Raw genomic sequence first — 19,734 nt, 5'->3', positions numbered from 1 at the left:
GTCAGGCGGCGGATGTGTCCAGCGTGGGCTCGATGCGGGTGCCCGGCGGCAACGCGACGGGGGCCGGGCTGCGCACCGGTGCCGGCTTGGGCGCGGGCGGGGCGCCGTGGCCGTAGTAGGCCGCGTAGGCGTGGTCGTTGCTGTGCTCGTTGCGGGCGTGCGTGAGCACCACGCCCATGGGGGCGAGGCCGGCGGTGCGCAGGCGGCGCAGCGCGTCCTTCATGCTGTCCTTGCGCGTGCCGCCGGCCTTCACCGCCAGCACGATGTTGGGGATCTGGTTGCCCAGCACGATCGCGTCCGCCAGGCCCAGCAGCGGCGGCCCGTCGATCACGACCTGCGTGTAGCCCAGGGCCTGCGCCTGCTCCAGCAGGGCGCCCAGCCGGGGCCCCATCAGCAGCTCCACCGGGTCGGGCGGCGTGGGGCCCGCAGTGATGACCCCCAGGTTCGCCACCGCCGTCTCCTGGATCACGCCCTGGATCGCGCGGTCGGCCTCCAGCAGGCTGGACAGGCCGCGCTCGTTGGACAGCTTGAGCATCTTGTGCAGCCCGCCCTTGCGCATGTCGGCATCGATCAGCAGGACCCTCTGGCCGAGTTGGGCGAAGTTGATGGCCAGCGCGAGCGCGGTGGTGCTCTTGCCCTCGCCGTTGCCACAGCTGGTCACCATGAAGCGCTGGGGCGGGCCGTCGGGCGAACCGAACTGCAGCACGGTGCGCACCGAGCGGTAGGACTCGGCGAAGGTGCTGCGCGGCTCGCGGTGCGCCAGCAGGGCCACCGGTTCGCGGCGCACCCGGGGGCCCCGGGTGAACGGGATCAGGCCCAGCAGGGGCAGCTGGTAAGAGCCCTCGATGTCGTTGGCGCTCTTGACCGAGTCGTCCATCTGCTCGCGCAGCAGGGCGGCCAGCATGCCCAGGAACAGGCCCAGCACCAGGCCCAGCCCGATGTTGATCTTCAGGTTGGGCGAGGCCGGGAAGCGCGGCACCGCCGCCTGATCGACGATGCTCACGTTGTTGGTGGTGATGCCCGCGGTCACGCTCACCTCGCGCAGGCGCTGCAGCAGGCTGTCGTACACCTGCCGGTTGGTGTCCAGCTCGCGGCTGAGCAGGTTCATGTCCACGCTGCGGTCCTGCACGGTGAGCACCTCGCTGCGGCTGGCGGCCACCTTGTTCTTGAGCTGCTCTTCGGCCTTCACGGCGGCCATGTACTGGCCCTGGATGCTGGAGAGGATGTTGTTCACCTCGGTCTTGATGCGGCCATCGAGCTCGGCGATCTGGGCGCGCGCCTGCACCATGGCGGGGTAGTCCGGCTTGAACACGCTGCGGTTCTTGGCGTAGTCGGCCTCGAGCCGGGCGCGCTGCTCCTTGTAGGCGCGGATGGCCTCGTTGACCACCGCCTGGGGCGCGCTCTCGGGGTTGAGCCGGACCTGGTTGTACAGCGTCTCGGCCTTGATGCGCTCCTGCTGCGCCTGGGTCAGCGCGGTGGAGAAGTCCACGAAGGTCTGGGTGGTGGCGCTGCCCTTGTCGCCCAGGTTCAGGATCTGGTTCTTCTTGGCGTACTCGTTGATGACGCGCTCGCTTGCTTCCAGCTTGGCCTTGCTCTGGCGGATCTGCTCCTCCAGGAACTGGCGCGCGTAGATCGACGAGTCCAGCCGGCGCTCGATGTGCATGGCAATGAAGGCTTTGGCCATGGTGTTGGCGATGGCGGCGGCCAGATCCGGGTCGGCGTTGCGCACGCTGACCTGCACCAGGCGCGAGTTGCGCACCGGCTCCACGGTGACCGCCTGCTGGAACTGCGCCAACGTGCCCGCCCGGCTGAACGACTCGGGGCTGGACGGCACCGGGGCGATCAGCGCGTGCAGCTGGCTCCACGCTTGGCGGGCCAGGGCCGCGGCCTGGTCCAGCAGCCCGGTGCCGCTCACCACCCCGGCGGCTTCGGCGACGTCCGGTGAGGGCGGTGAACTCATGGCGCCCGGCTTGTGCAGGCCCATTTCATCGATCACGCGCTCGGCCAGGCTGCGGCTCTTGAGCAGCTCCACCTGGGTGCGCAGCTGCAGCTGATCGGACAGCGGGCCCTCCTCCACCTCGACCTCGGTGTTGAAGCCCACCACCTTCTGCGCCGCGCGGTCGATCTGCAGCATGGCCGAGCTCTCGTACTGCGGCGTGAGGCTCAGCGTGTACACGCCGGCGGCCAGGGTGCCCAGGACGGCGATGCCCAGGATGGTCCCTTTGCGCCGCACCAGCGCGCGGTAGAGGGTCCGCAGGTCGATGCGGTCCTCGGTCAGCGCGATGGCTTCGCCGCGGGAGCGCGCCCGCTCGGACGGCGCGGCCTCGCGGTGCGGGCCCAGCGCGTCCCTCGGGTCGGGCACGAAGGGCAGGGGGTGTTGGTCGGTGGCCATGGCGGATCTCCCGTCACTTGAAAGGGTTGAGCGTGCTCAGGATGTCGCTGAAGAGCGAATCCCTCAGCGCGGTGCGCCGGGCGTTGCGCTGGACCACGATCACGTCGTCCGAGCGGATGTTCGGGTCCTTCTCCTGGCCCGCGCGCACCTTGTCGAGGTCGTAGGTGAACTGTTCGCGCGCGCCGCTGCTGCCGTGGCGGTAGACGACGATCTGGTTGATGTCGGCGTAGGGCGCGAAGCCGCCCGACAAGGCCAGGGCGCGCAGCAAGGTGAGCTGGCCCGTCACCGGGTAGATGCCCGGCCGGATCACCGCGCCTTCGATGGCGACGCGCTGCGTGGTGAACTCCTTGATGAAGAGCGAGACCTGCGGGTCCTGCAGGTACTTCTCCTGGTAGCGCTGGGCGATCAGCCGCTCCGCGGCCTGCGCCGTGAGCCCGGCCACCGGCACCTGGCCAATGAGCGGCAGCGAAACCTCGCCCGAGGCGTTCACGCGCACATCGCGCTTCATGTCGGGCACGCCGAACACGTCGAAGGCCATCAGGTCGTTGGGCGAGATGCGGTAGTTCGCGTCCACGCCCTCGGCGGGTGAGGGCGTGGGCCCGAGGGTGGCCCCGTTGGGGTCCAGCGGCGCGCTGGCCGGCACGGCCTGCGCCTTCGCGGCGTCCGCCGCCACGGGCGTCTGGGTCTGGGCCTGCAGCGGCCCGGCCGCGGCCAGGATCAGCATCCCGGTGGCCCAGAACACCCAGGGCCGGAGGGTCATGAAGAGCTGGTGGCGCATAGCGTTTCCCCTTTCTGGCCCAAGGCCAGCAATTGCATTTCGAAGCGGCGCAGGACCACGTCCTGGCTCAACTCGGCCTCCGCGTAGCGGCGGCCGTTGGCGCCCCATTCGGCGCGGCGCACCGGGTCGGCCGCGAGTGCGCGCAGCGCGTCGGCCAGGGCGGCCGGGTTCTCGGGCGGTACCACGAGGCCGCAGGCGGCGTCCTGCACCACCACCCGGCACAGCTCGGTGCCGGGCAACGCGGTGGCGAGCACGGCGCGGCCGCTGGCCAGCATGCCGGTGAGCTTGGACGGCATCACCAGGTCCGCGGCATCGGCGCGCTGGGGCAGCAGGTGCACGTCGGCCAGGCCCAGCCAGTCGTTCAGGCGGTCCAGCGGTTGCAGGTCCAGGAAGCGCACGTTGGGCAGGCCCGCGCAGCGCGCCTGCAGATCGGCCCGGCCGGAGCCGTTGCCCCCCAGCACCAGCTGGATGCGCGGCTCGTCCTGCAGCAGGCGGGCCACCTCGGCCAGGGTCTCCAGGCCTTGCTTGTTGCCCATGTTGCCGGAGTAGAGGGCCACCACGGCGTCGGGCGCCAGGCCCAGCTCGGCGCGGTAGGCGCTGGGCGCGGCCAGCGGCGTGATGCCGCTGATGTCGACCCAGTTCGGGAAGTGCAGCACCCGCTCGGCCGCCACGCCCTTGCGCCGCGCGCGGTCCACCATGCGGCCCGAGATGGTGGAGACGCGGTCGAAGCGGCGCATCAGCCAGCGCTCGGCGCGCTCGACCCAGCGGCGCAGCGTGGGGCCCTGGATCAGACCCAGGTCGAACGCGGCGTCCACCTCGTAGTCCTGGATGTGCAGCCAGCTGCTGGCGCCGCGCAGGGACGCGAAGGCCACCGCGGCGGGGGCGCACATCAGGGGCGGCTCCACCACCCACACCACGTCGGGTTTCCAGCGCCACTGCGCGCACAGCACCGGCAGGCTGCTCAGGGCGAAGCTGCCCAGGTGCAGCAGGCGCTTGAGGCCGCCGGGCTGGTGCGGCACCCACAGCGGCGCGCGCATCACCCGAACACCCTGCCAGGACTCGGTGCGGTAGCGCCGGGCGCTGTGGCCCTCGCCCACCTTCCAGGCCGGGTAGTAGGGCGGCGCGGTGATCACACGCACCTCGTGCCCCGCGGCGGCCAGCCACTGCGCCATCTCGCCGGTGTACTTGCCGATGCCGGTGAGTTCGGGCGCGAAGTTGATGCCGTAGATGAGCAGCTTCACGGCCGGCCTTTCGCTTTCGATGCCACCGCGCCGCCCACGAAGGCGCGCACGCCCATGAACTTCATCTGGTAGTGGCTGACGTTCTTGTGGCTTTGCGCGGAGACGATCAGGTAGAAGTTCTGCCGCCGGGCGATCTCGGGCACGTAGGGCGGGCCCGCCTCCAGCACCTGCCGGCCGTTGAGCCACCAGCGCACGGTGAGGGTGTCGGGGGAATAGGAGACGCCGAAGACGTTGGGCTGGGTGCGGTCCAGCGGCTCCTTCGAGGTCGGGTTGGGGTTCTGGATCTTCTTGTAGTTGGGGAAGATGCCGGTCCAGGAAATCGCGGTGTGGTGGCCGCCCGGTCCGAAGCCGCCTTCGTCGATGTCCAGCTCGAACCAGCGCTCGAAACTCTTCGGATCGCCTTCGTACACGTCCTCCATGCGCAGGTTGTGCTCGATCGGCATCAGCCAGATCGCCGGGAAGTTGTCGCGGTGGTTGGACGAGATCGCGACCTGCGCCTCGATGTAGAACGGCCGGTCGCCGCGCAGCAAGGGGAACTGGCCGGGGTGCGAGCTCATCTTCGCGGTGGCCATCACGCCGCCGCGCTGCAGCACCACGCCATCGTCGGCCTGCTCGTAGAGGCTGCGGTCTTTCGGCGGCGTGAAGTACAGGCCGTTGTAGTACTTGCGCCCGTCGGCCCGGCCCGTGAAGTCCACGTCGTCGACCCGGGGGCAATCGCGGAACAGCGCTTGCAGCGCGCCCACCTGCGTGGCGCCTTCCGGTGTCGAGGCGTCCTGGCAGATCAGCGCGTCGTTGGCGTGCGCCCAGGCGGGCCACGCCAGGCACAGGGCGGTGATGAACTGGGACGGGGTGGGGGTGTGCATGCCGGTCCTTTTCAAAGTCGGGGGGCGAGCTGCGGGTCGCGCACGTCGGTGGGCGCCACGGCCTCGCTTCGGGCCACCAGCTTGTGCCCGGTCAGTCGGCTCAATTCGGCGCAGATGGCGGCCTTGTCGTCGTGCAGATGGGCCACGGCCCGTTCCAGCTCCATGACCTTGGCGCCCACCAGGAAGCGGTACCAACAGCCCTGCAGGAAGTGGTAGACCAGGCCGCTGCGGCCGTCCAGAAAACCGAGCTGGACGATGTAGCGGTACAGGAAATACAGCGTGGCGCTGACGGTGAACGGGATGCGGTTGTAGACACGCTCCTTGACCCATCGTTTGAACGAGGCCTGGAACGAGGCGCTGCGCGCGTTGAGCGCCTCGTCGCGGGCGAACAGGCCGAGCCGCTGGTTGAGCACCTCGATGGCCTCGCGCGTGGCGTACTTGTTGTGCTTGTCGGTGAAGTAGCTCAGGTCGTGCAGGTTGTGGTCGGCGAAGCCGCCGTCGAAGGTGACGGTGCGCCCGCCCCAGACCACCACGTGCTCGTCCATCCAGCGGTCTTCCACGCGGCCCTTGCCATGGCGCCAGAGCCGCAGCATCACGAGCGGGTAGCGCCCGCCGTGGCGCACCCAGCGGTCCATGAAGATGTGCTTGCGCTGGAGGTTCACGCCCACCACCTCGGCCGGCAGCTGCGGCAGTTTTTCGCTGATCTCCCGCGCGAGGTCGGGCTCGATGATTTCGTCGGCGTCCAGGCGCAGCACCCACTCGCCGCGGATGTCGAGCGTGTCGAGCGCCCACTGGAACTGCCGGGCCTGGTTGACGAAGGCGTGCGTGTGGACCTCGGCCCCGAGCCGTTGCGCGATCTCGGCTGTGCCGTCGCTGGAGCCGGAGTCGACCACCAGGATCTGGTCCGTGAACGCCTGGATGGAGCGGATGGCGCGCTCCAGGTGGAGGGCTTCGTTGTAGGTCAGGATGACGGCGGTGATGTTCATCGGGGGGCTCCTCAGGCGTGAAGGGTGGCGATTTCCGCCGCAGGCCTGCGCGGCGAGAAAGCCACCTTGGTGTCGGGCGCCGCCGGCTCGCCGAAGGCGATCATCATGATCAGCCGCTCGCCCGCCGGGATGCCGCCGGCGCGGCGGATCGCGGCCTCGGTCTTGTGGTCGATCGCCAGGTTCAGCGGGCAGGCGCCCCAGCCCATGGAGCGGCAGGCGAACATCAGGCACATGGCGAACAGCGCGCCGTCGACGTAGGCCTGGTTGCGTTGCCCGGGCCCACCCCAGGCGCAGATCTCCGAACTCACCACGAACAGGTTGCCGACCGTTTCCGCAAAGCCGCGCGAGCCGCCCTGCAGCGCCAGCAGTTGCTGGATGAGGGCGGGGTCCTGGTAGGCATGGACCCGCGAGGACTGGCGGTTGCATTGCGAGGGCGCGAGCTGCGCGAGCGCGATCGCCTCCAGGATGCGGTCGGGGTGCAGCGGCGTGGACCGCATCGTGCGGATGCTCGAGCGGCTGGCCATCAGCTGCTGCAGGTTGTTCAGCGGCTGGCCCAGGAAGGAGTAGTCCCGCGTGCCGCCCTTCCAGGGCCTGGGCAGCTTGGCTTCCCAGGCTTTCAGGTAGCCCGAGATCTCGTCGAGCAAGGGGTCGCTCAGGCCCGCCTTGGCGTGGAAGTTCACGTAGGCGTCCAGCGCGCCCAGCGACATGTGGGCGGGAATCGGTGAGTGCCGGATGTCGTAGCGCGACAGCGCGTTCATGACGAAACGGATCTTGTCCTTGCCGAACAGCGGTTTCGGGTTCGGCAGGGACAGGCCCTTCTCGATCGTGTGGGCCTCGATGAGGATCTTGTAGAACGCGCGCCGGGACGGGTCCACGAAGGGCGAGTACGAGTTGAAGCGCAGGAACAGCACGGCGTCGCGAAAGGCCTCGCTGAAGATGCCGGCCACCTTGAGCAGCTTGTCAAACATGGTGGCGCTCCTTCACCACGCGGTCCTTGAGCTTGCGGCACGGGTGGCCGGCGCAGACGGACCAGGCCGGCATCTCCTTGGTCACGACCGAGCGCGCGCCGATGACGGCGCCTTCCCGGATCAGCACGTTCGGGTGCACGAAACTCTCGGCCGCGATCCACACGTGGTCCTCGATCGTGATGGGGCCGGTGATCAGGGGCCGGGACAGGGAGCGGATGTCGTGCGAGCCGGCGCACAGGAAGGTGCGCTGGCTGACCGCGACCTTGGAGCCGAGGGTGATGCGGTCCATGCTGTAGCAGTCCACGCCGTCGCCGAGGGCCGAGAACTCACCCATGCTCAGGTTCCACGGCGCCCAGACTCGGCACGAGGGCGCGATGCGGCAACCGGTGCCGACCTGGGCCCCGAACGAGCGCAGCAGGAAGCGCCGCCAGCCGTGCAGGGCCCAGCGCGGCGTGGGCCGGAACCCGAGCAGCCACACCAGCTCCCAGGCCCAGCGCCGCAGCTTGTCCGTGGAGCTGAACCGGTTGCGGTACCTCAGCGCTCCGAAGTCGCTCATGGGGTTCATGGCGCCACCGCCTTCAGTTGCCCGTTCAGAAATTCGTTGCCGGCCTGCCGCAGGTCCGCCAGCCGCTGGTCCACGGCGGCCCAGTCGATCGCCGTGGCCATCAGGGCCTCGGTCTGCTGCGCCGAGAACGACGCCGCGAAACGGTTTTCCAGACCGACGGCCCGCAGCAGGTGGATGGCGCGGGCATTGGCGGCGGCCTTGTCGCCGGTCAGCCCGGCCACGATGAAGGGCTTCTTGAACAGCAGCGAGAACACGGTGCCGTGGAACGAGTTGGTCACGACGAAACGCGCGTTCTTGACCAGGGCCACCCACTCGGCCGGATCGGGATAGACCGTCTGGCCGATCTCGACCCAGCGCCGGTGCGGGTTGTGCGGCGAGAGGATGGGGCAGCTCAGTTGGCTGGCCACGAGCTCGGCGGTCTGGCGGATGTTGTCGGGCGAGCGCAGCCCGTAGCAGAAGAGGTAGGGCTCGGTGCCGGGGCCGGCGGTGGGCGCCGGGTCGGTCAGTTCCGCGTAGCTGTTGAGCAGCAGGGTCGGGTCGGGCACGTTGGCGGGGCGCTGCCCGGTGGTGCGCTCGACCAGCGTGGCGCCGGAGGCCTCGCGCACCGAGATCGCGTCGAAGTGGTGCAGCAGCTCGGGCAGCTGCGCGGCCTCGTCCGGGGACACGCGGTCGCGGCCGAAGCTCGCGGCGTATGAAATCTTGCGGGCCCGGAACGACTGCGCGAAGGCCAGGAAGTAGTTCGGGTCGAAACCGAAATGCTGGGACGGGCTCCAGATCTGGTCGCTGCCCGCCACGATCAGGTCGTAGGCCTGCGCCGCGGCGAGCGAGGCGCCGTTGTCCGTGGGCGCGGCATCGGTGGAGATGCCCAGGAAATGTTCCCGGAAGCGCACGAACTTCTCCCGCTGGCCCCGGTGGCCGAAGTGCTGGTGGAGGAACGAGGACACCGCCAGGTAGACCACCTTCAGGTCGGCCTTGAGCTTGGCCGGCGAGGTGGGCACGCAGAGGCGCCCGCCGCGCTCGATGTGCGCGGGCCGGTAGTCGATGAAGCTGGCGCGGTGGCCCCGCTCCGTCAACCAGCGGCGCAGGGCATAGGCCTGCAGCGCGGCACCGTAGTTGTCGCTGAAATGGAAGGTGAGAATGCCGATGTTCATTGGGACACCTCCGGTTTCCAGGCCAGGCTGGCCGGCTCGGCGGCCAGCAGGCGCAGGACGTTCTTCTGAAAGCGCGCGGCCACCGCGGCACCGCCCAGGCGGGTGGACTCGGCGGCCGCCAGCGCGGCGCGGTTCCAGTGGAAGTCCTGGCAGATGCTTTGCAGGCGCTCGCGCAGCGAGCGGGCGTTGCCGGCCTCGAACACGTAGCCGTTGCGCCCGTTCTCGATCACGTCGCTGGCCCCGCAGCGGTTGCTGCAGATCACCGGCGTGCCCACCATCAAGGCCTCGTTGACCACCGCGCCCCAGCCGTCGAAGCGGCTGGGCAGCACCAGCACGTCGGCGGCGGCCATGGCCGCGACGGTCTCGGCGTTGGGCAGGGCCGGCGAGAAATCCACCCGCTCGGCGATGCCGAGTTCATGGGCGAGCTGCTGGAGGTTCGCGGCCTCCTGGCCCTGCCCGATGATGCGCAGGTGGGCCGAGGGCACGGCGAGCTGGCTGAACGCCTGCAGCAGCACATCGATCCGCTTGCGCGGAATCAGCTGGCCCGCGTAGAGGATCTCCTTGTGCCCGCGCCGCACCGGCGCGTGCCGCACCGGCGTGCAGTCCACCACGTGCACGAAGGGCACGATGCGCTCGCGGGGGTAGCCGCAGGCGGAGAAGAAGCGCGCGCCGCCGTAGCGGCCCGAGTGGCCGATGCAGAACACGCCGCTGAGGTGGCGGCGGTAGCGCAGCGCGTCCCAGGTGTAGGCCAGCCAGCGAGGCAGCAGGCGCGCGCCCGGCTCGTAGCGGTTCTCCGTCATCAGGAAGCGGTGCACCGGCGCGCCCAGGCTGGCCTGGAAGGCGGCCAGCGGCAGCGCGAAACCGCGCAGGCCGAAGAACACCTGCACCGAGCCGGGCAACGAAGCGAGCTCGGCGGTCTGGGCCGGCGTGGGCGCCCGGTGCACCTGGACCTGGCCGGTGTCGGGCACCGGGTAGCCGCGGTCGCGGTAGTAGGCGGGCAGGTCCTGCGTCACGCACCAGTGCACGGTGTTGCCGGGCAGCTCGGCCAGGGCACGGATGTACGCGGCCTGGTGGAACATGAGGTAGGAATGCCAGAAGACGTAGGTCATGGTGAGAATCCCGCGGGGTGGCGCAGGACGGGGCCTGGCGATGGAGGAAGGGCCGCGGCGCGAAGCCGGGGCGGGCCGAGGTTGAGTTGCAGGAGCAGCAACAGGATCAGCAGCGAGAAGGGGTTGCCGACCGCGATCAGGTAGCGGTTGAAGACCGACTGCACCAGCGCGAACAACAGCATCGAGCCGCAGAGGAAGAGGGTCGGGTTCATCGCGCCGGTGTCGAAGCCGCGGCGCAGGGCGCGCCATGCGGTGAACAGGAAGGTCAGGGCGATCAGCCCGCCCAGCACCACGCCGTGTTCGAGCGCGAGGTTGATGTAGGAGCTCTCCACCGGAAAGCCGATCACCTCGGGGCCGGCGGCGCGCACGCCCCGGCCGGTGAAGAACAGCACCGGGTCGGAGAACACGAGCTCGATGCCGTCGCGCCACAGGTCCTCGCGGCCCGTCGCGCCCGAGGCCGTGCCGCGCGTGGGCGAGTCCAGGTCCAGGATGGTGCTCAGGTAGCCGGCGATGGCGCCCGCCTTGGCCAGGCCGAGGGCCAGCGCGCCGACGGCCGCGAGGCCCAGGGCGGTGCGCGCGCGGCGGGAGCCGCGCCAGGCGATGAGCAGCACGGCGACGGCGCCCGTGACCCCCAGGGCCAGCAGGCTGGCCCGCGCGGACGCGGCCAGCACCATGCTCAGGCACAGCCCGGACATCGCCAGTGCGAACAGCTTCTGGTGGGCGCGGGTGCTGCCGAGGAAGTGCTGGAAGAACAGCAGGCTGCCCCCGCCGTACACCAGGCCGGCGAGGTTGGGGTGCATGCCCAGCGGCGTGAAGCGCACCAGCCCCACGCTGCGCTCGACCGTGCCCACCACCGAGGTCAGGTAGTCGGCCGGCTGGACCACCAGCACGGAGGCGATCAGGGCGATGTAGACGCGCCGGAACACCTGGTCGACGCTGGGCCCCCAGGGCTGGCGCGCCAGCACCGCGGCCGAGACCAGCACCATCAGGAACATGGCACCGTATGCGACCGACATCGTGTTCTCGCGCGCGAAGGCCACCAGCATGGCGAACAGGAAAGCGCCGCCCACGATGTACTCGGCGGTGCTGAGCTCGATGCGGCGCGTGTCCCCCGCCAGCAGGGCCAGGAAACCGGCACCGATGAACAGCGCGACCGAGCCCATCTGCACGGCCTGGAACGCCGGGCCTTCCACGTACCAGCCGCCCAGGTAGACGGCCAGGCCGAGCAGCCACAGCGAGAGCAGGCGCAGCAGCGGGCTCATGGCGCGGGCGCCCGCTTGAAGGCGCAGTGCAGGGCCGACATGGCGGGCAGCCATTCGGGCGAGGCCGTGATGTGCCGCAGTTCGTCGACGGTGCGGGTCAGGCGCTGCGGCTGGTGCGTGGAGATGAGCAGCCGGCTCTCGAAACGGGCCAGCGCATAGGCCAGGGCGAGCGATCCGGTGGCACTGGCCGGGTCGGTGCCTTCGGGCAGCAGGCTGGCCAGCCGGGCCTTGAGCTGGGGGTCGCGCGCCATCGCGGGCCCGATGGCCGGCGCCACGAAGCGCAGGGCGCCGTGCAGCACGTCGTCCGCGGCCACCGGTGTCCACTCGGCGCCCGGGGCCGGGCTGCGGTATTGCGACACGGCGCCGAAGCGCACGAGCTGGTTCATCGGTGCGCCGGTGGAACTGCCGTAGGCACCGAGCTGGCCCTGGGCGACGTAGCGATCGAGCAGCTCCCGCAAGGGGGCCAGCGTGTGGTGCGGCTGCGCCTCGTGCAGCAGCAGGCAGTCCACGCGCTCGCGCTGCAGCTGCCGCAGGCTGGCCTCGAAGGACTGGGCGATGAACCCGGTGTCGAAGTTGCCGGCGGGGGCGCGCCGGGCCATGCCCTTGAGCACGGCCTGGCGCAGGCCGGGCACCCAGCGGGCCAGCGGCTTGACCACGGCCCGGGCCTTCTGCATCAGGCCGGGCGAGGCGGGGCGGGCCAGCCCGGCCTTGGTCACCACGGTCACGTCCTCCTGCCGGCCCTTGAGGGCCTCGCCCAGCACGGATTCGGACGCGCCGAGCCCATAGGGCGGCGCGGTGTCGAAGTGGCGGATGCCCTGGTCCAGCGCGGCGTGGATCAGGCGCAGCGAGGTCGCCTTGTCGGCGCCGCCGTTGAGGCGGCCGCAGCCGAAGCCCAGCCGCTGGGTCATCAGGTCGTTGGCGGTGAGGTTCATACAGGGACCTCCGGGCGCAGCTGCTCGGCCAGCCGGGCCGTGAGCGCCATGGCGGTGAAGGTGGGATTGGCGTAGCTGGAGGTGCGGAACACCGCGGCCCCGGCGACGTAGAGGTTGTCCGTGCCGAACACGCGCAGCCCGCGGTCGACCACGCCGTCGCGCGCGTGGTGGCCCATGCGGGCGCCGCCGCACTGGTGGTAGGTGTCGGTGGCCTGGTCCAGCGCGCGCGCGTCCTCGTTGGCGAGCAGCGCGTCGATCTCCACCCGCGCCAGCCCGGCCGCCTGCAGGCTGTCGCCGATGCGGCGCATGAAGCCGGCCATGGCGCGCAGCTCGGGCTGGCCGCCGATGCGCCAGTCCAGCTTGGCCAGCGGCATGCCGAAGCGGTCCTTGCGCTGCGGGTCGAGGGTGATGCGGCTGTCGTGGCGCGGCAGCTGCTCGGCGTGCATGACGAGCCAGACGCCGCGGTCGGCCGGGTTGTGGATGCGGTGGTGCCGCAGGTACTGCACGACCATCGGCAGCCAGGCGCTGCCCATGCCGCGCAGGTGGCGCAACAGCTCGCCCAGGCCCTGGCGCGGCAGCGCGCCGCGCCGCAGCGACCTGGCCATCACCTTCAGGTGCTGCAGGTGCTCGGCGATGCTGGACTCGAACGCGAAATAGCCGGTGACCTGCAGCGCCGGGTCGGCGGCGAGGGCGCCCGCGCCGGCGCTGGCCAGCCGCAGTTTGGGCTGGTACTTGTGGCCGCCGAGCACGATGTTCTGGAAGGTGCGCAGGAAGCGCGGCTTGTCCAGCGGGTGCACGCGCCCGCCGCGCATTTCCAGGTGGTCCTGGAAGCCGGCGCCCACCCAGGGGTTGCCGACCCAGGGCGCCTGAGGCTGCTCGGCAGCGCTGGCCAGCAGCAGGCGGGCGATCTCGATGGTGCCGTTGGCCAGCACCACGCGCTGGCCGGCGATGGCGGTGAGGCTGCCGTCGGGCCGCGCCACGCGGACCGTGCTGACGCGCTCGCCGTCGGGCGACAGGTCCAGGCCCGTGGCGTGGGCGTGCAGCAGCACCGTGAGCTTGGGCGCGTTCTGCAGGCGCTCGCGGAAGTGGCGCGCCATGGCGGGCTCCTTGAGCCAGCGCGTGAGGAACAGCGTGAACCCGGGAATGTCGGGGTAGCCGCCGCCGAAGAGCTTGCGCGCCTGGGGCGTGTGCTCGTCGAGCGCGTCGGCCAGCCGCAGTTCCTTGGCCACGGCCTCGTACCAGGGCAGCAGTTCCTCGTAGGTGATGGGCCAGGGCGCGTCCGACACACCGGCGCGGGCCTCGAAATCCGAGGGCACGAAGCCGGTGAGCTGGCCGCCCCAGAGGTTGGAGGTGCCGCCCAGCGCGCGCCCGCGCGCCACGGCGATGCCGCTGTGGGCCCGACCGACGACGGTGGCGTCGTTGAGCGCCTGGGCCGGCGTTTCGAAACCGCCGCCGCCGCTCTCCAGCACCGTCACGCGCTGGCCCTGGCGCTCGAGCAGCACGGCCAGCAACAGGGCCACCGTGCCGCCGCCGACGATGACGACGTCCTGCGCGGTCTCCGGTGGCGGGGCGTGGTTCAGGTCGATGATCATGCGGCGACCCCTGTGGCCGGCGGGCCCTGAAGCCGGTGCTGGCGGTGCAGGCGGCGCACGGCGCGTGTGGCGGTGAGCCAGACCAGGGCCTCGCCCAGCACCATGGCGGCCACCACGCCCGTCATGCCGGCGCTGCGCCAGACCAGCCAGGCCACCACCAGCGAGACCACGGCGGCCATCAGGCTCTGCGCGGCCAGGCCGGCATGGCGGTTGATGGACATGAGCACGACGCGCGGGACCTGGGTGGCCGAGCACACGGCGGCGTAGAGCAGGAACAGCGCCATGCTGGTGGCGGTGAAGGGAATCTGGCCGTGCGTCCAGACCTCGAGCAGCCAGGGCGACACCAGGTACACCAGCAGCGCGCCCGCGGCGGCGATGAGCAGGCCCAGGTGCTTGGCCCGGCGGTAGAGCTTCCAGAAGGCGTGGTAGTCCTGCTGGCCTTTGAGGGCGGTGAGCTCTGGCCAGAGCGGGTTGCTCAGCGCGTTGGTGACCTGCACCACGACCCGGGCGACGGTGCGGTAGGTGTTGAACACGGCGGTGGCGGCGGGGCCCAGCGTGGCCGCCACCAGCAGGGTGAAACCTTGCAGGCTGAGCGCGTTGGTCATCGAGATCGAGAAGAACAGCGCACCCGGCGCGGCGGTCTGTCGCACGTCGGCCCAGCTGGCGCGCGCCACGCCCCAGCGCAGGAAATCGGTGCGCCGCTGGCTCAGGCCGATGCTCAGCGCCGTGTAGCCCAGCCGGGCCAGCAGGGCCGAGCTGGCCACGCCGATGAAGGTCTGCGTGAGCACCAGACCGGCCAGGCCACCGGCCCATTCGACCAGGCGCCCGGTGGTGACGAGGTAGGTGCCCGCCGCGTAGCCGCCGGTGGCCTTGTAGACCACCTCGGCCAGGCTGCAGAACAGGCTGAGCACCACGCTGAGGGACAGCAGCATGAGCACGGCCTTCCACTGCGGCGCCTGCAAGGTGGTGTCGGGCAACAGCAGCAGCGCGGCGCCCACCGCGAGCAGGGCCAGCAGCGAGACGCTCAGCAGAAAGGCCACGGCGCTCTGGAACACCCCGGCCGCGCGCGCCTTCTGGCCCTGCGTGATGAGACCGATCATCCGGTTGCACGAGGCGGTGGAGATGCCGGCGTCGGCCATCGACAGGTAGAAGGGCAGTGCCGTCAGGGCCAGCCAGTAGCCGTAGGTGGCCATGTCCCAATGGTGGAGGAAGACCGGCAAGGCCACCAGTTGCGTGCCGATGCTCACCGCCTGCGCATAACCGTAGGCGCCCGCGCCCGAGGCCATGCGGCGCGCGATGGACGCGCGGCGGGTGGGGGCGGTGCGCAAGGGGGCGGACATGGGGATCGGCACCGGGGTGCTCAGTGTTCGCTGGAGACGGCCACGGCGTAGCCGTGGTGCTTGAGCAGGGCGTGGCGCTGGGCGTCGGCCAGGTCGGAGACCACCATCTCCGTCACCATGTCCTGCAGTGCGATCCGGGGCACCCAGCCCAGCGTGTTCTTGGCCTTGGCCGGGTCGCCCAGCAGGGTTTCCACCTCGGTCGGGCGGAAGTAGCGCGGGTCCACTTTCACGATCACCTGGCCCGGCCGCAGCGCCGGCGCCTTGTCGCCTTCGACGGCCTGCACGATGGCCTGTTCGTTCACGCCCTGGCCCTCGAAGCGCAGGGTGATGCCCAGCTCGCGCGCGCTCATCTCGATGAACTGGCGCACGCTGTACTGCACGCCGGTGGCGATGACGAAATCTTCGGGTTGTGCCTGCTGCAGCATCATCCATTGCATGCGCACGTAGTCCTTGGCATGGCCCCAGTCGCGCAGCGAATCCAGGTTGCCCATGTAGAGGCAGGGCTCCAGCCCCTGGGCGATGTTGGCCAGGCCGCGCGTGATCTTGCGGGTGACGAAGGTCTCGCCGCGGCGCGGGGATTCGTGGTTGAACAGGATGCCGTTGCAGGCGTACATGCCGTAGGCCTCGCGGTAGTTCACCACGATCCAGTACGCGTAGAGCTTGGCCACGGCGTAGGGGCTGCGCGGGTAGAAGGGCGTGCTTTCCTTCTGCGGGATTTCCTGCACCAGACCGTAGAGCTCGGAGGTGCTGGCCTGGTAGAAGCGGGTCTTCTTCTCCAGCCCGAGGATGCGGATCGCTTCGAGCAGGCGCAGCGTGCCCAGGCCGTCCACGTCGGAGGTGTATTCGGGGCTTTCGAAGCTCACCGCCACATGGCTTTGCGCGCCGAGGTTGTAGATCTCGTCGGGCTGGGTCTCCTGCACGATGCGGATCAGGTTGCTGGTGTCGCTCAGGTCGCCGTAGTGCAGGTGGAAGCGCGCGTCGTCGATGTGCGGGTCCTGGTAGATGTGGTCCACGCGCTGGGTGTTGAACTGGCTGCTGCGGCGTTTGATGCCGTGCACGATGTAACCCTTTTCGAGCAGCAGCTCGGCGAGGTAGGAGCCGTCCTGCCCGGTGACGCCGGTGATGAGCGCGACCTTGGGCTGGGTGTGGGGGATGGGCGGGTTCTGGGTCATGGTGTTGGGCTCGCGAAGGTCAGTGGGCGGCGGCGTGCTGCAGGAAGTCCTGGTATGTAAGGGCCAGGCCGGCGGGGAGATCGACCTTGGCCTGCCAGCCCAGGCTGTGCAGGCGGCTGCTGTCCATCAGCTTGCGGGGCGTGCCGTCGGGCTTGCTGGCATCGAAGCGGATGCCGCCCTCGAAGCCGGTGATGCGGGCCACGCTGTGCGCGAGCTCGGCGATGGTCAGGTCCGACCCGGAGCCCACGTTGATGTGGCTGAGCATGGGCTGGGTGTGCTGCTCGTAGTCGGCCTTGGCCAGGTTCATCACGTGCACGCAGGCGGCGGCCATGTCGTCGACGTAGAGGAACTCGCGCATCGGCTTGCCGCTGCCCCAGATGGCGACCTCGGGCGTGCCCGCCATCCGGGCCTGGTGGAAGCGGCGGATCAGCGCGGGGATGACGTGGCTGTTCTCGGGGTGGTAGTTGTCGCCCGGGCCATAGAGGTTGGTGGGCATGACGCTGCGGTAGTCCACGCCGTGGCTGGCACCGAACTGGCGGTTGTAGCTTTCGCAGAGCTTGATGCCGGCGATCTTGGCCACGGCGTAGGGCTCGTTGGTGGCTTCCAGCGGCGCGGTGAGCAGGGCGTGCTCGCTCATGGGCTGCGGCGCGAGCTTGGGGTAGATGCAGCTCGAGCCGAGGAACAGCAGCTTGCGCACGCCGTTGCAGAAGGCGGCCTCGATCACGTTGGCCGCGATCATGAGGTTCTGGTAGATGAAGTCGGCGGGGAACACACTGTTGGCGTGGATGCCGCCGACCTTGGCCGCGGCGAGGTAGACCTGTTGCGGTTTGGTGCGCGCGAAGAAGGCGCGCACGGCGGCCTGGTCGGTCAGGTTGAGGTCGGCGTGCGTGCGCGTGACGATGTGGCTGGCGGGATGGCCGGCCGCACGCAGCTGCCGCACGATGGCCGAACCGACCATGCCGCGGTGACCGGCGACGTAAATGGTGTCAGGGGTGTTCATCAGCAGGCTCCTTCTTGTCTGAGGACCACGCGCACGGTGCGCAGCATGATCACGAGGTCGTACCAGAGCGACCAGTTGCGCACGTACCAGAGGTCCATGTTGATGCGGTGCTGGAACGTGCTGGTGCTGCGGCCGCTGATCTGCCACAGGCCGGTGATGCCGGGGCGGGCCTTGCCGTAGGCGGCGATGCTCTTGCCGTACTCGTCCAGTTCGCGCGCCAGCAGCGGGCGCGGGCCGACCAGGCTCATGTCGCCGCGCAGCACGTTGATGAGCTGGGGCAGCTCGTCGATGCTGGTGCGGCGGATCAGGCGGCCGATCTTCGTGATGCGCGGGTCGTTGGCGAGCTTGAAGTTGCTGGCCAGGTACTGCACGTAGAGTTTTTGATTCTCGGTCTTCCAGCGCTCCAGGGCGCCGTCGGCGTCCATCACCATGCTGCGGAACTTGATGAAGTCGAACAGCTGGCCGTCCACGCCCACGCGCTTCTGCACGAAGAAGGCGGGCCCCGCGTCGTCGCGCTTGATGCGCCAGGCGACCCAGGCAAACAGCGGTGCGAGCAGCACCAGCAGGGCGGTGGCGCCCACGATGTCGAGCGCGCGCTTGAGCACCTGCGGACCGCGCCGGTTGAGGTTGTTGCGCGCGCGCAGCAGCAGCACGTCGTGGCTGAAGAAGTGCGAGACCTCCATGCCGTAGATGGGCAGGCCGCCGAGCGCGGGCACCATGACGAGGTCGTCGCGCGTGAGCATGAGCTCCTCGGCGAGTTCGCGCAGCCAGTTGTTGTCCCGGATGCCGAGCACGCCCACCAGCTGGTGGGGCCCGGGCCGGGCGAGGAACTCGCGCACGCCCGGGGTCAGCGCGGTCGGTGCGGCGACGTGCCCGCCGCCGAGCTGGACCAGCCGCGCGCCGGGGTCGGGACAGACCACGGCCACCGGCTTGTAGCCCAGCAGCGGCTCGCTGGCCAGGGCGGCCGCGGCCTTCTCCACGTCGTCGGGGTGGCCGATGAGCACATAGGGTTGCGCGAGCAGGCCCGCGCGCAGCAACCCGTGGCGCACGGCCAGGCGCGACAGCGGCAGCAGGACGAGCACCAGGCCCCAGGTGGCGCCGGTCCACAGGCGCGAGAGCGGCCACTTGGCGAGGTAGATGACCATGGCATCGAGCAAGGCCGCGAGCACGATCACCTGGATCAGCTGGCGGGTCTCGTCCCACCAGGGCTTGCGGCGGTGCGCCGAGTAGTGGCCCTGCACGGTCCACATCCAGCTCACCATGGTCAGCGCGACCGCGGCGAACAGCGTGAGGCGCAGGTGGCCATTGGCGGCCCACCACACGTTCATGGCCTGCGAGAGGCTGATCTCGTCGCGCAGCCACGCGGGCAGGCGGCCCGCCACGAAACACAGCGCGAGCACGCACAGATCGGTGAGCACCAGCCAGGCCTTGACCTTCTGCTGGCGCCGCGCGAGATCGGCCCAGGGGGTGAGGCTGCGGGCGAGGTCGTGTTCGTTGTAGAGCGGGACGACGACGCCCGGGCCGGCTTCGGTGGGCGCGGGCGAGGGTGACGGCCTCTCCCGGGGATGGGTGCGCGCGCGGGCCATGTCAGTCAGCGCCCGCTGAAGATGGAACGGGCCGATGGCGGGGCCCCATGCCGGTGCATGGAATGCACTCGGAAAGCGCGCGCGGCGCACAGGAATAACGGGTGACTGAAGCACGGCATAGGTGCACTCCCTGGGTTCGTTGACGGTTCGCAGGCATGCAGCGCTGCGTTCGCCTTTTCTTTTTAGGCCACGAAAAAGCGCGAGATGTAACGAGCTTTGAGTTAAGCCACGAGGCTTGTGTAGGACTGAACCTTGCTTCGATGCGAGGCCAAGTGCCGTGCGAGGGGTGTGCGCCTTAATTGATGGAACTTATGTTTTTGAGCGGACTCACAATGCGCCAGGAGGTGAAGCGATGCGAGTGGCCGAAGCGATCGAGCTGGATGCAAAAACCGAGCGTGCCTTGCGCACGCTGGCCCAGGGACGGCGGGTCGAGGCCCGCGTGAAGCAGCGCGCCAGCGTCATCCTGCTGGCGGCGCAGGGCTGGCAGAACAAGGACATTGCGGACGAGGTCAAGCTCGATCGGCGGCAGGTGGCCTTGTGGCGGCGGCGCTTCATCGAAGGCGGCCTCGAGGTCCTGCTGCAGGACGCGCCGCGTTCGGGGCGCACACCGAGCGTGACGTCGGCGCTCGAGTCGCATATCGTGAGCACGACGCTGCACGAACAACCGGCCGAAGCCGCGCAGTGGAGCACGCGCACGCTGGCCTCTTACCTGGGTCTGGGCGCCACCACCATCCGCCGGGTGTGGCAGCGCAATGGCATCAAACCGCACGCGGCGGAGTGATCAAGTCATAAGTGCA

Annotated in this window: 17 protein-coding genes; 1 reads left to right on the top strand and 16 read right to left on the bottom strand. The window is 70.0% G+C overall.

Annotation, left to right across the window (positions count from 1 at the left end):
• Position 1: 1 nt before the first annotated feature.
• Genes AC1Q9M_RS23075 through wbaP form a run of 16 tightly spaced genes read right to left on the bottom strand, consistent with a single transcriptional unit; the run spans position 2 to position 18,937 of the window.
• Entirely contained in the window at positions 2–2,392 is a 2,391-nt protein-coding gene (locus AC1Q9M_RS23075) for a GumC family protein (protein ID WP_492435951.1), read from the bottom strand.
• A gap of 13 nt (positions 2,393–2,405) precedes the next feature.
• A complete protein-coding gene (locus AC1Q9M_RS23070) occupies positions 2,406–3,170 on the bottom strand; it encodes a polysaccharide biosynthesis/export family protein (RefSeq protein ID WP_382322292.1) in 765 nt (254 codons plus the stop codon).
• Entirely contained in the window at positions 3,149–4,411 is a 1,263-nt protein-coding gene (locus AC1Q9M_RS23065; protein ID WP_382322291.1) for a glycosyltransferase WbuB, read from the bottom strand. The genes AC1Q9M_RS23070 and AC1Q9M_RS23065 overlap by 22 nt, the downstream gene beginning before the upstream one ends.
• Positions 4,408–5,274, bottom strand: a complete 867-nt coding sequence (locus AC1Q9M_RS23060; protein WP_492435948.1) for a LamG domain-containing protein — start codon at positions 5,272–5,274, stop codon at positions 4,408–4,410. The genes AC1Q9M_RS23065 and AC1Q9M_RS23060 overlap by 4 nt, the downstream gene beginning before the upstream one ends.
• A gap of 11 nt (positions 5,275–5,285) precedes the next feature.
• The gene (locus tag AC1Q9M_RS23055) at positions 5,286–6,260 is read right to left on the bottom strand and encodes a glycosyltransferase family 2 protein (protein ID WP_492435946.1); all 975 of its coding nucleotides are present in this window, start codon (positions 6,258–6,260) and stop codon (positions 5,286–5,288) included.
• An 11-nt stretch (positions 6,261–6,271) separates the two neighbouring features.
• Positions 6,272–7,228, bottom strand: a complete 957-nt coding sequence (locus tag AC1Q9M_RS23050; protein ID WP_492435944.1) for a nitroreductase family protein — start codon at positions 7,226–7,228, stop codon at positions 6,272–6,274.
• A complete protein-coding gene (locus tag AC1Q9M_RS23045; RefSeq protein WP_492435942.1) occupies positions 7,221–7,784 on the bottom strand; it encodes an LbetaH domain-containing protein in 564 nt (187 codons plus the stop codon). Before AC1Q9M_RS23045 ends, AC1Q9M_RS23050 begins: the two co-directional genes overlap by 8 nt.
• Positions 7,785–7,789: 5 nt before the next feature.
• On the bottom strand, positions 7,790–8,944 hold the full coding sequence (locus tag AC1Q9M_RS23040; RefSeq protein WP_382322286.1) for a polysaccharide pyruvyl transferase family protein: 1,155 nt from the start codon (positions 8,942–8,944) through the stop codon (positions 7,790–7,792).
• Positions 8,941–10,053 (bottom strand): glycosyltransferase, encoded by a 1,113-nt coding sequence (locus AC1Q9M_RS23035; protein ID WP_382322285.1) that lies wholly within the window; start codon positions 10,051–10,053, stop codon positions 8,941–8,943. The genes AC1Q9M_RS23040 and AC1Q9M_RS23035 overlap by 4 nt, the downstream gene beginning before the upstream one ends.
• A complete protein-coding gene (locus tag AC1Q9M_RS23030) occupies positions 10,050–11,315 on the bottom strand; it encodes an O-antigen ligase family protein (protein ID WP_492435939.1) in 1,266 nt (421 codons plus the stop codon). Before AC1Q9M_RS23030 ends, AC1Q9M_RS23035 begins: the two co-directional genes overlap by 4 nt.
• The gene (locus AC1Q9M_RS23025) at positions 11,312–12,247 is read right to left on the bottom strand and encodes an aldo/keto reductase (protein WP_492435937.1); all 936 of its coding nucleotides are present in this window, start codon (positions 12,245–12,247) and stop codon (positions 11,312–11,314) included. Before AC1Q9M_RS23025 ends, AC1Q9M_RS23030 begins: the two co-directional genes overlap by 4 nt.
• Positions 12,244–13,839, bottom strand: coding sequence for a GMC oxidoreductase (locus tag AC1Q9M_RS23020; RefSeq protein ID WP_444687707.1), 1,596 nt, complete (start codon positions 13,837–13,839; stop codon positions 12,244–12,246). Before AC1Q9M_RS23020 ends, AC1Q9M_RS23025 begins: the two co-directional genes overlap by 4 nt.
• Positions 13,836–15,179 carry a lipopolysaccharide biosynthesis protein gene (locus AC1Q9M_RS23015; protein WP_492435934.1) on the bottom strand — a complete coding sequence of 448 codons (1,344 nt, stop codon included), beginning with the start codon at positions 15,177–15,179 and terminating at the stop codon, positions 13,836–13,838. The genes AC1Q9M_RS23020 and AC1Q9M_RS23015 overlap by 4 nt, the downstream gene beginning before the upstream one ends.
• A 20-nt stretch (positions 15,180–15,199) precedes the next feature.
• Positions 15,200–16,351, bottom strand: coding sequence for a GDP-mannose 4,6-dehydratase (gene gmd / locus AC1Q9M_RS23010; RefSeq protein WP_382322280.1), 1,152 nt, complete (start codon positions 16,349–16,351; stop codon positions 15,200–15,202).
• 19 nt (positions 16,352–16,370) lie between these two features.
• Entirely contained in the window at positions 16,371–17,351 is a 981-nt protein-coding gene (gene fcl, locus AC1Q9M_RS23005; RefSeq protein ID WP_382322279.1) for a GDP-L-fucose synthase, read from the bottom strand.
• Positions 17,351–18,937 carry an undecaprenyl-phosphate galactose phosphotransferase WbaP gene (gene wbaP, locus AC1Q9M_RS23000; RefSeq protein ID WP_382322278.1) on the bottom strand — a complete coding sequence of 529 codons (1,587 nt, stop codon included), beginning with the start codon at positions 18,935–18,937 and terminating at the stop codon, positions 17,351–17,353. Before wbaP ends, fcl begins: the two co-directional genes overlap by 1 nt.
• Positions 18,938–19,289: 352 nt before the next feature.
• Between wbaP and AC1Q9M_RS22995 the strand changes: the two genes are divergently transcribed.
• Positions 19,290–19,718 carry a helix-turn-helix domain-containing protein gene (locus tag AC1Q9M_RS22995; protein WP_382153045.1) on the top strand — a complete coding sequence of 143 codons (429 nt, stop codon included), beginning with the start codon at positions 19,290–19,292 and terminating at the stop codon, positions 19,716–19,718.
• The last annotated feature ends 16 nt before the right edge of the window (positions 19,719–19,734 follow it).

The sequence above is a fragment of the Hydrogenophaga sp. GW823-FHT04C09 genome (assembly GCF_058796355.1).
The sequence above is the reverse complement of the archived record's forward strand: the minus strand, read 5'-3'. Positions and strand labels throughout refer to the sequence as shown.

Bases quoted from the DNA above. Each gene is read 5' to 3' on its own strand.
- AC1Q9M_RS23050 (WP_492435944.1), bottom strand. From the start codon at position 7,228: ATGTTTGACAAGCTGCTCAAGGTGGCCGGCATCTTCAGCGAGGCCTTT.
- AC1Q9M_RS23070 (WP_382322292.1), bottom strand. From the start codon at position 3,170: ATGCGCCACCAGCTCTTCATGACCCTCCGGCCCTGGGTGTTCTGGGCC.
- AC1Q9M_RS23045 (WP_492435942.1), bottom strand. From the start codon at position 7,784: ATGAGCGACTTCGGAGCGCTGAGGTACCGCAACCGGTTCAGCTCCACG.
- AC1Q9M_RS23035 (WP_382322285.1), bottom strand. From the start codon at position 10,053: ATGACCTACGTCTTCTGGCATTCCTACCTCATGTTCCACCAGGCCGCG.
- fcl (WP_382322279.1), bottom strand. From the start codon at position 17,351: ATGAACACCCCTGACACCATTTACGTCGCCGGTCACCGCGGCATGGTC.
- AC1Q9M_RS23020 (WP_444687707.1), bottom strand. From the start codon at position 13,839: ATGATCATCGACCTGAACCACGCCCCGCCACCGGAGACCGCGCAGGAC.
- AC1Q9M_RS23055 (WP_492435946.1), bottom strand. From the start codon at position 6,260: ATGAACATCACCGCCGTCATCCTGACCTACAACGAAGCCCTCCACCTG.
- AC1Q9M_RS23060 (WP_492435948.1), bottom strand. From the start codon at position 5,274: ATGCACACCCCCACCCCGTCCCAGTTCATCACCGCCCTGTGCCTGGCG.
- gmd (WP_382322280.1), bottom strand. From the start codon at position 16,351: ATGACCCAGAACCCGCCCATCCCCCACACCCAGCCCAAGGTCGCGCTC.
- AC1Q9M_RS22995 (WP_382153045.1), top strand. From the start codon at position 19,290: ATGCGAGTGGCCGAAGCGATCGAGCTGGATGCAAAAACCGAGCGTGCC.
- AC1Q9M_RS23075 (WP_492435951.1), bottom strand. From the start codon at position 2,392: ATGGCCACCGACCAACACCCCCTGCCCTTCGTGCCCGACCCGAGGGAC.
- AC1Q9M_RS23025 (WP_492435937.1), bottom strand. From the start codon at position 12,247: ATGAACCTCACCGCCAACGACCTGATGACCCAGCGGCTGGGCTTCGGC.
- AC1Q9M_RS23040 (WP_382322286.1), bottom strand. From the start codon at position 8,944: ATGAACATCGGCATTCTCACCTTCCATTTCAGCGACAACTACGGTGCC.
- AC1Q9M_RS23030 (WP_492435939.1), bottom strand. From the start codon at position 11,315: ATGAGCCCGCTGCTGCGCCTGCTCTCGCTGTGGCTGCTCGGCCTGGCC.
- AC1Q9M_RS23015 (WP_492435934.1), bottom strand. From the start codon at position 15,179: ATGTCCGCCCCCTTGCGCACCGCCCCCACCCGCCGCGCGTCCATCGCG.
- wbaP (WP_382322278.1), bottom strand. From the start codon at position 18,937: ATGGCCCGCGCGCGCACCCATCCCCGGGAGAGGCCGTCACCCTCGCCC.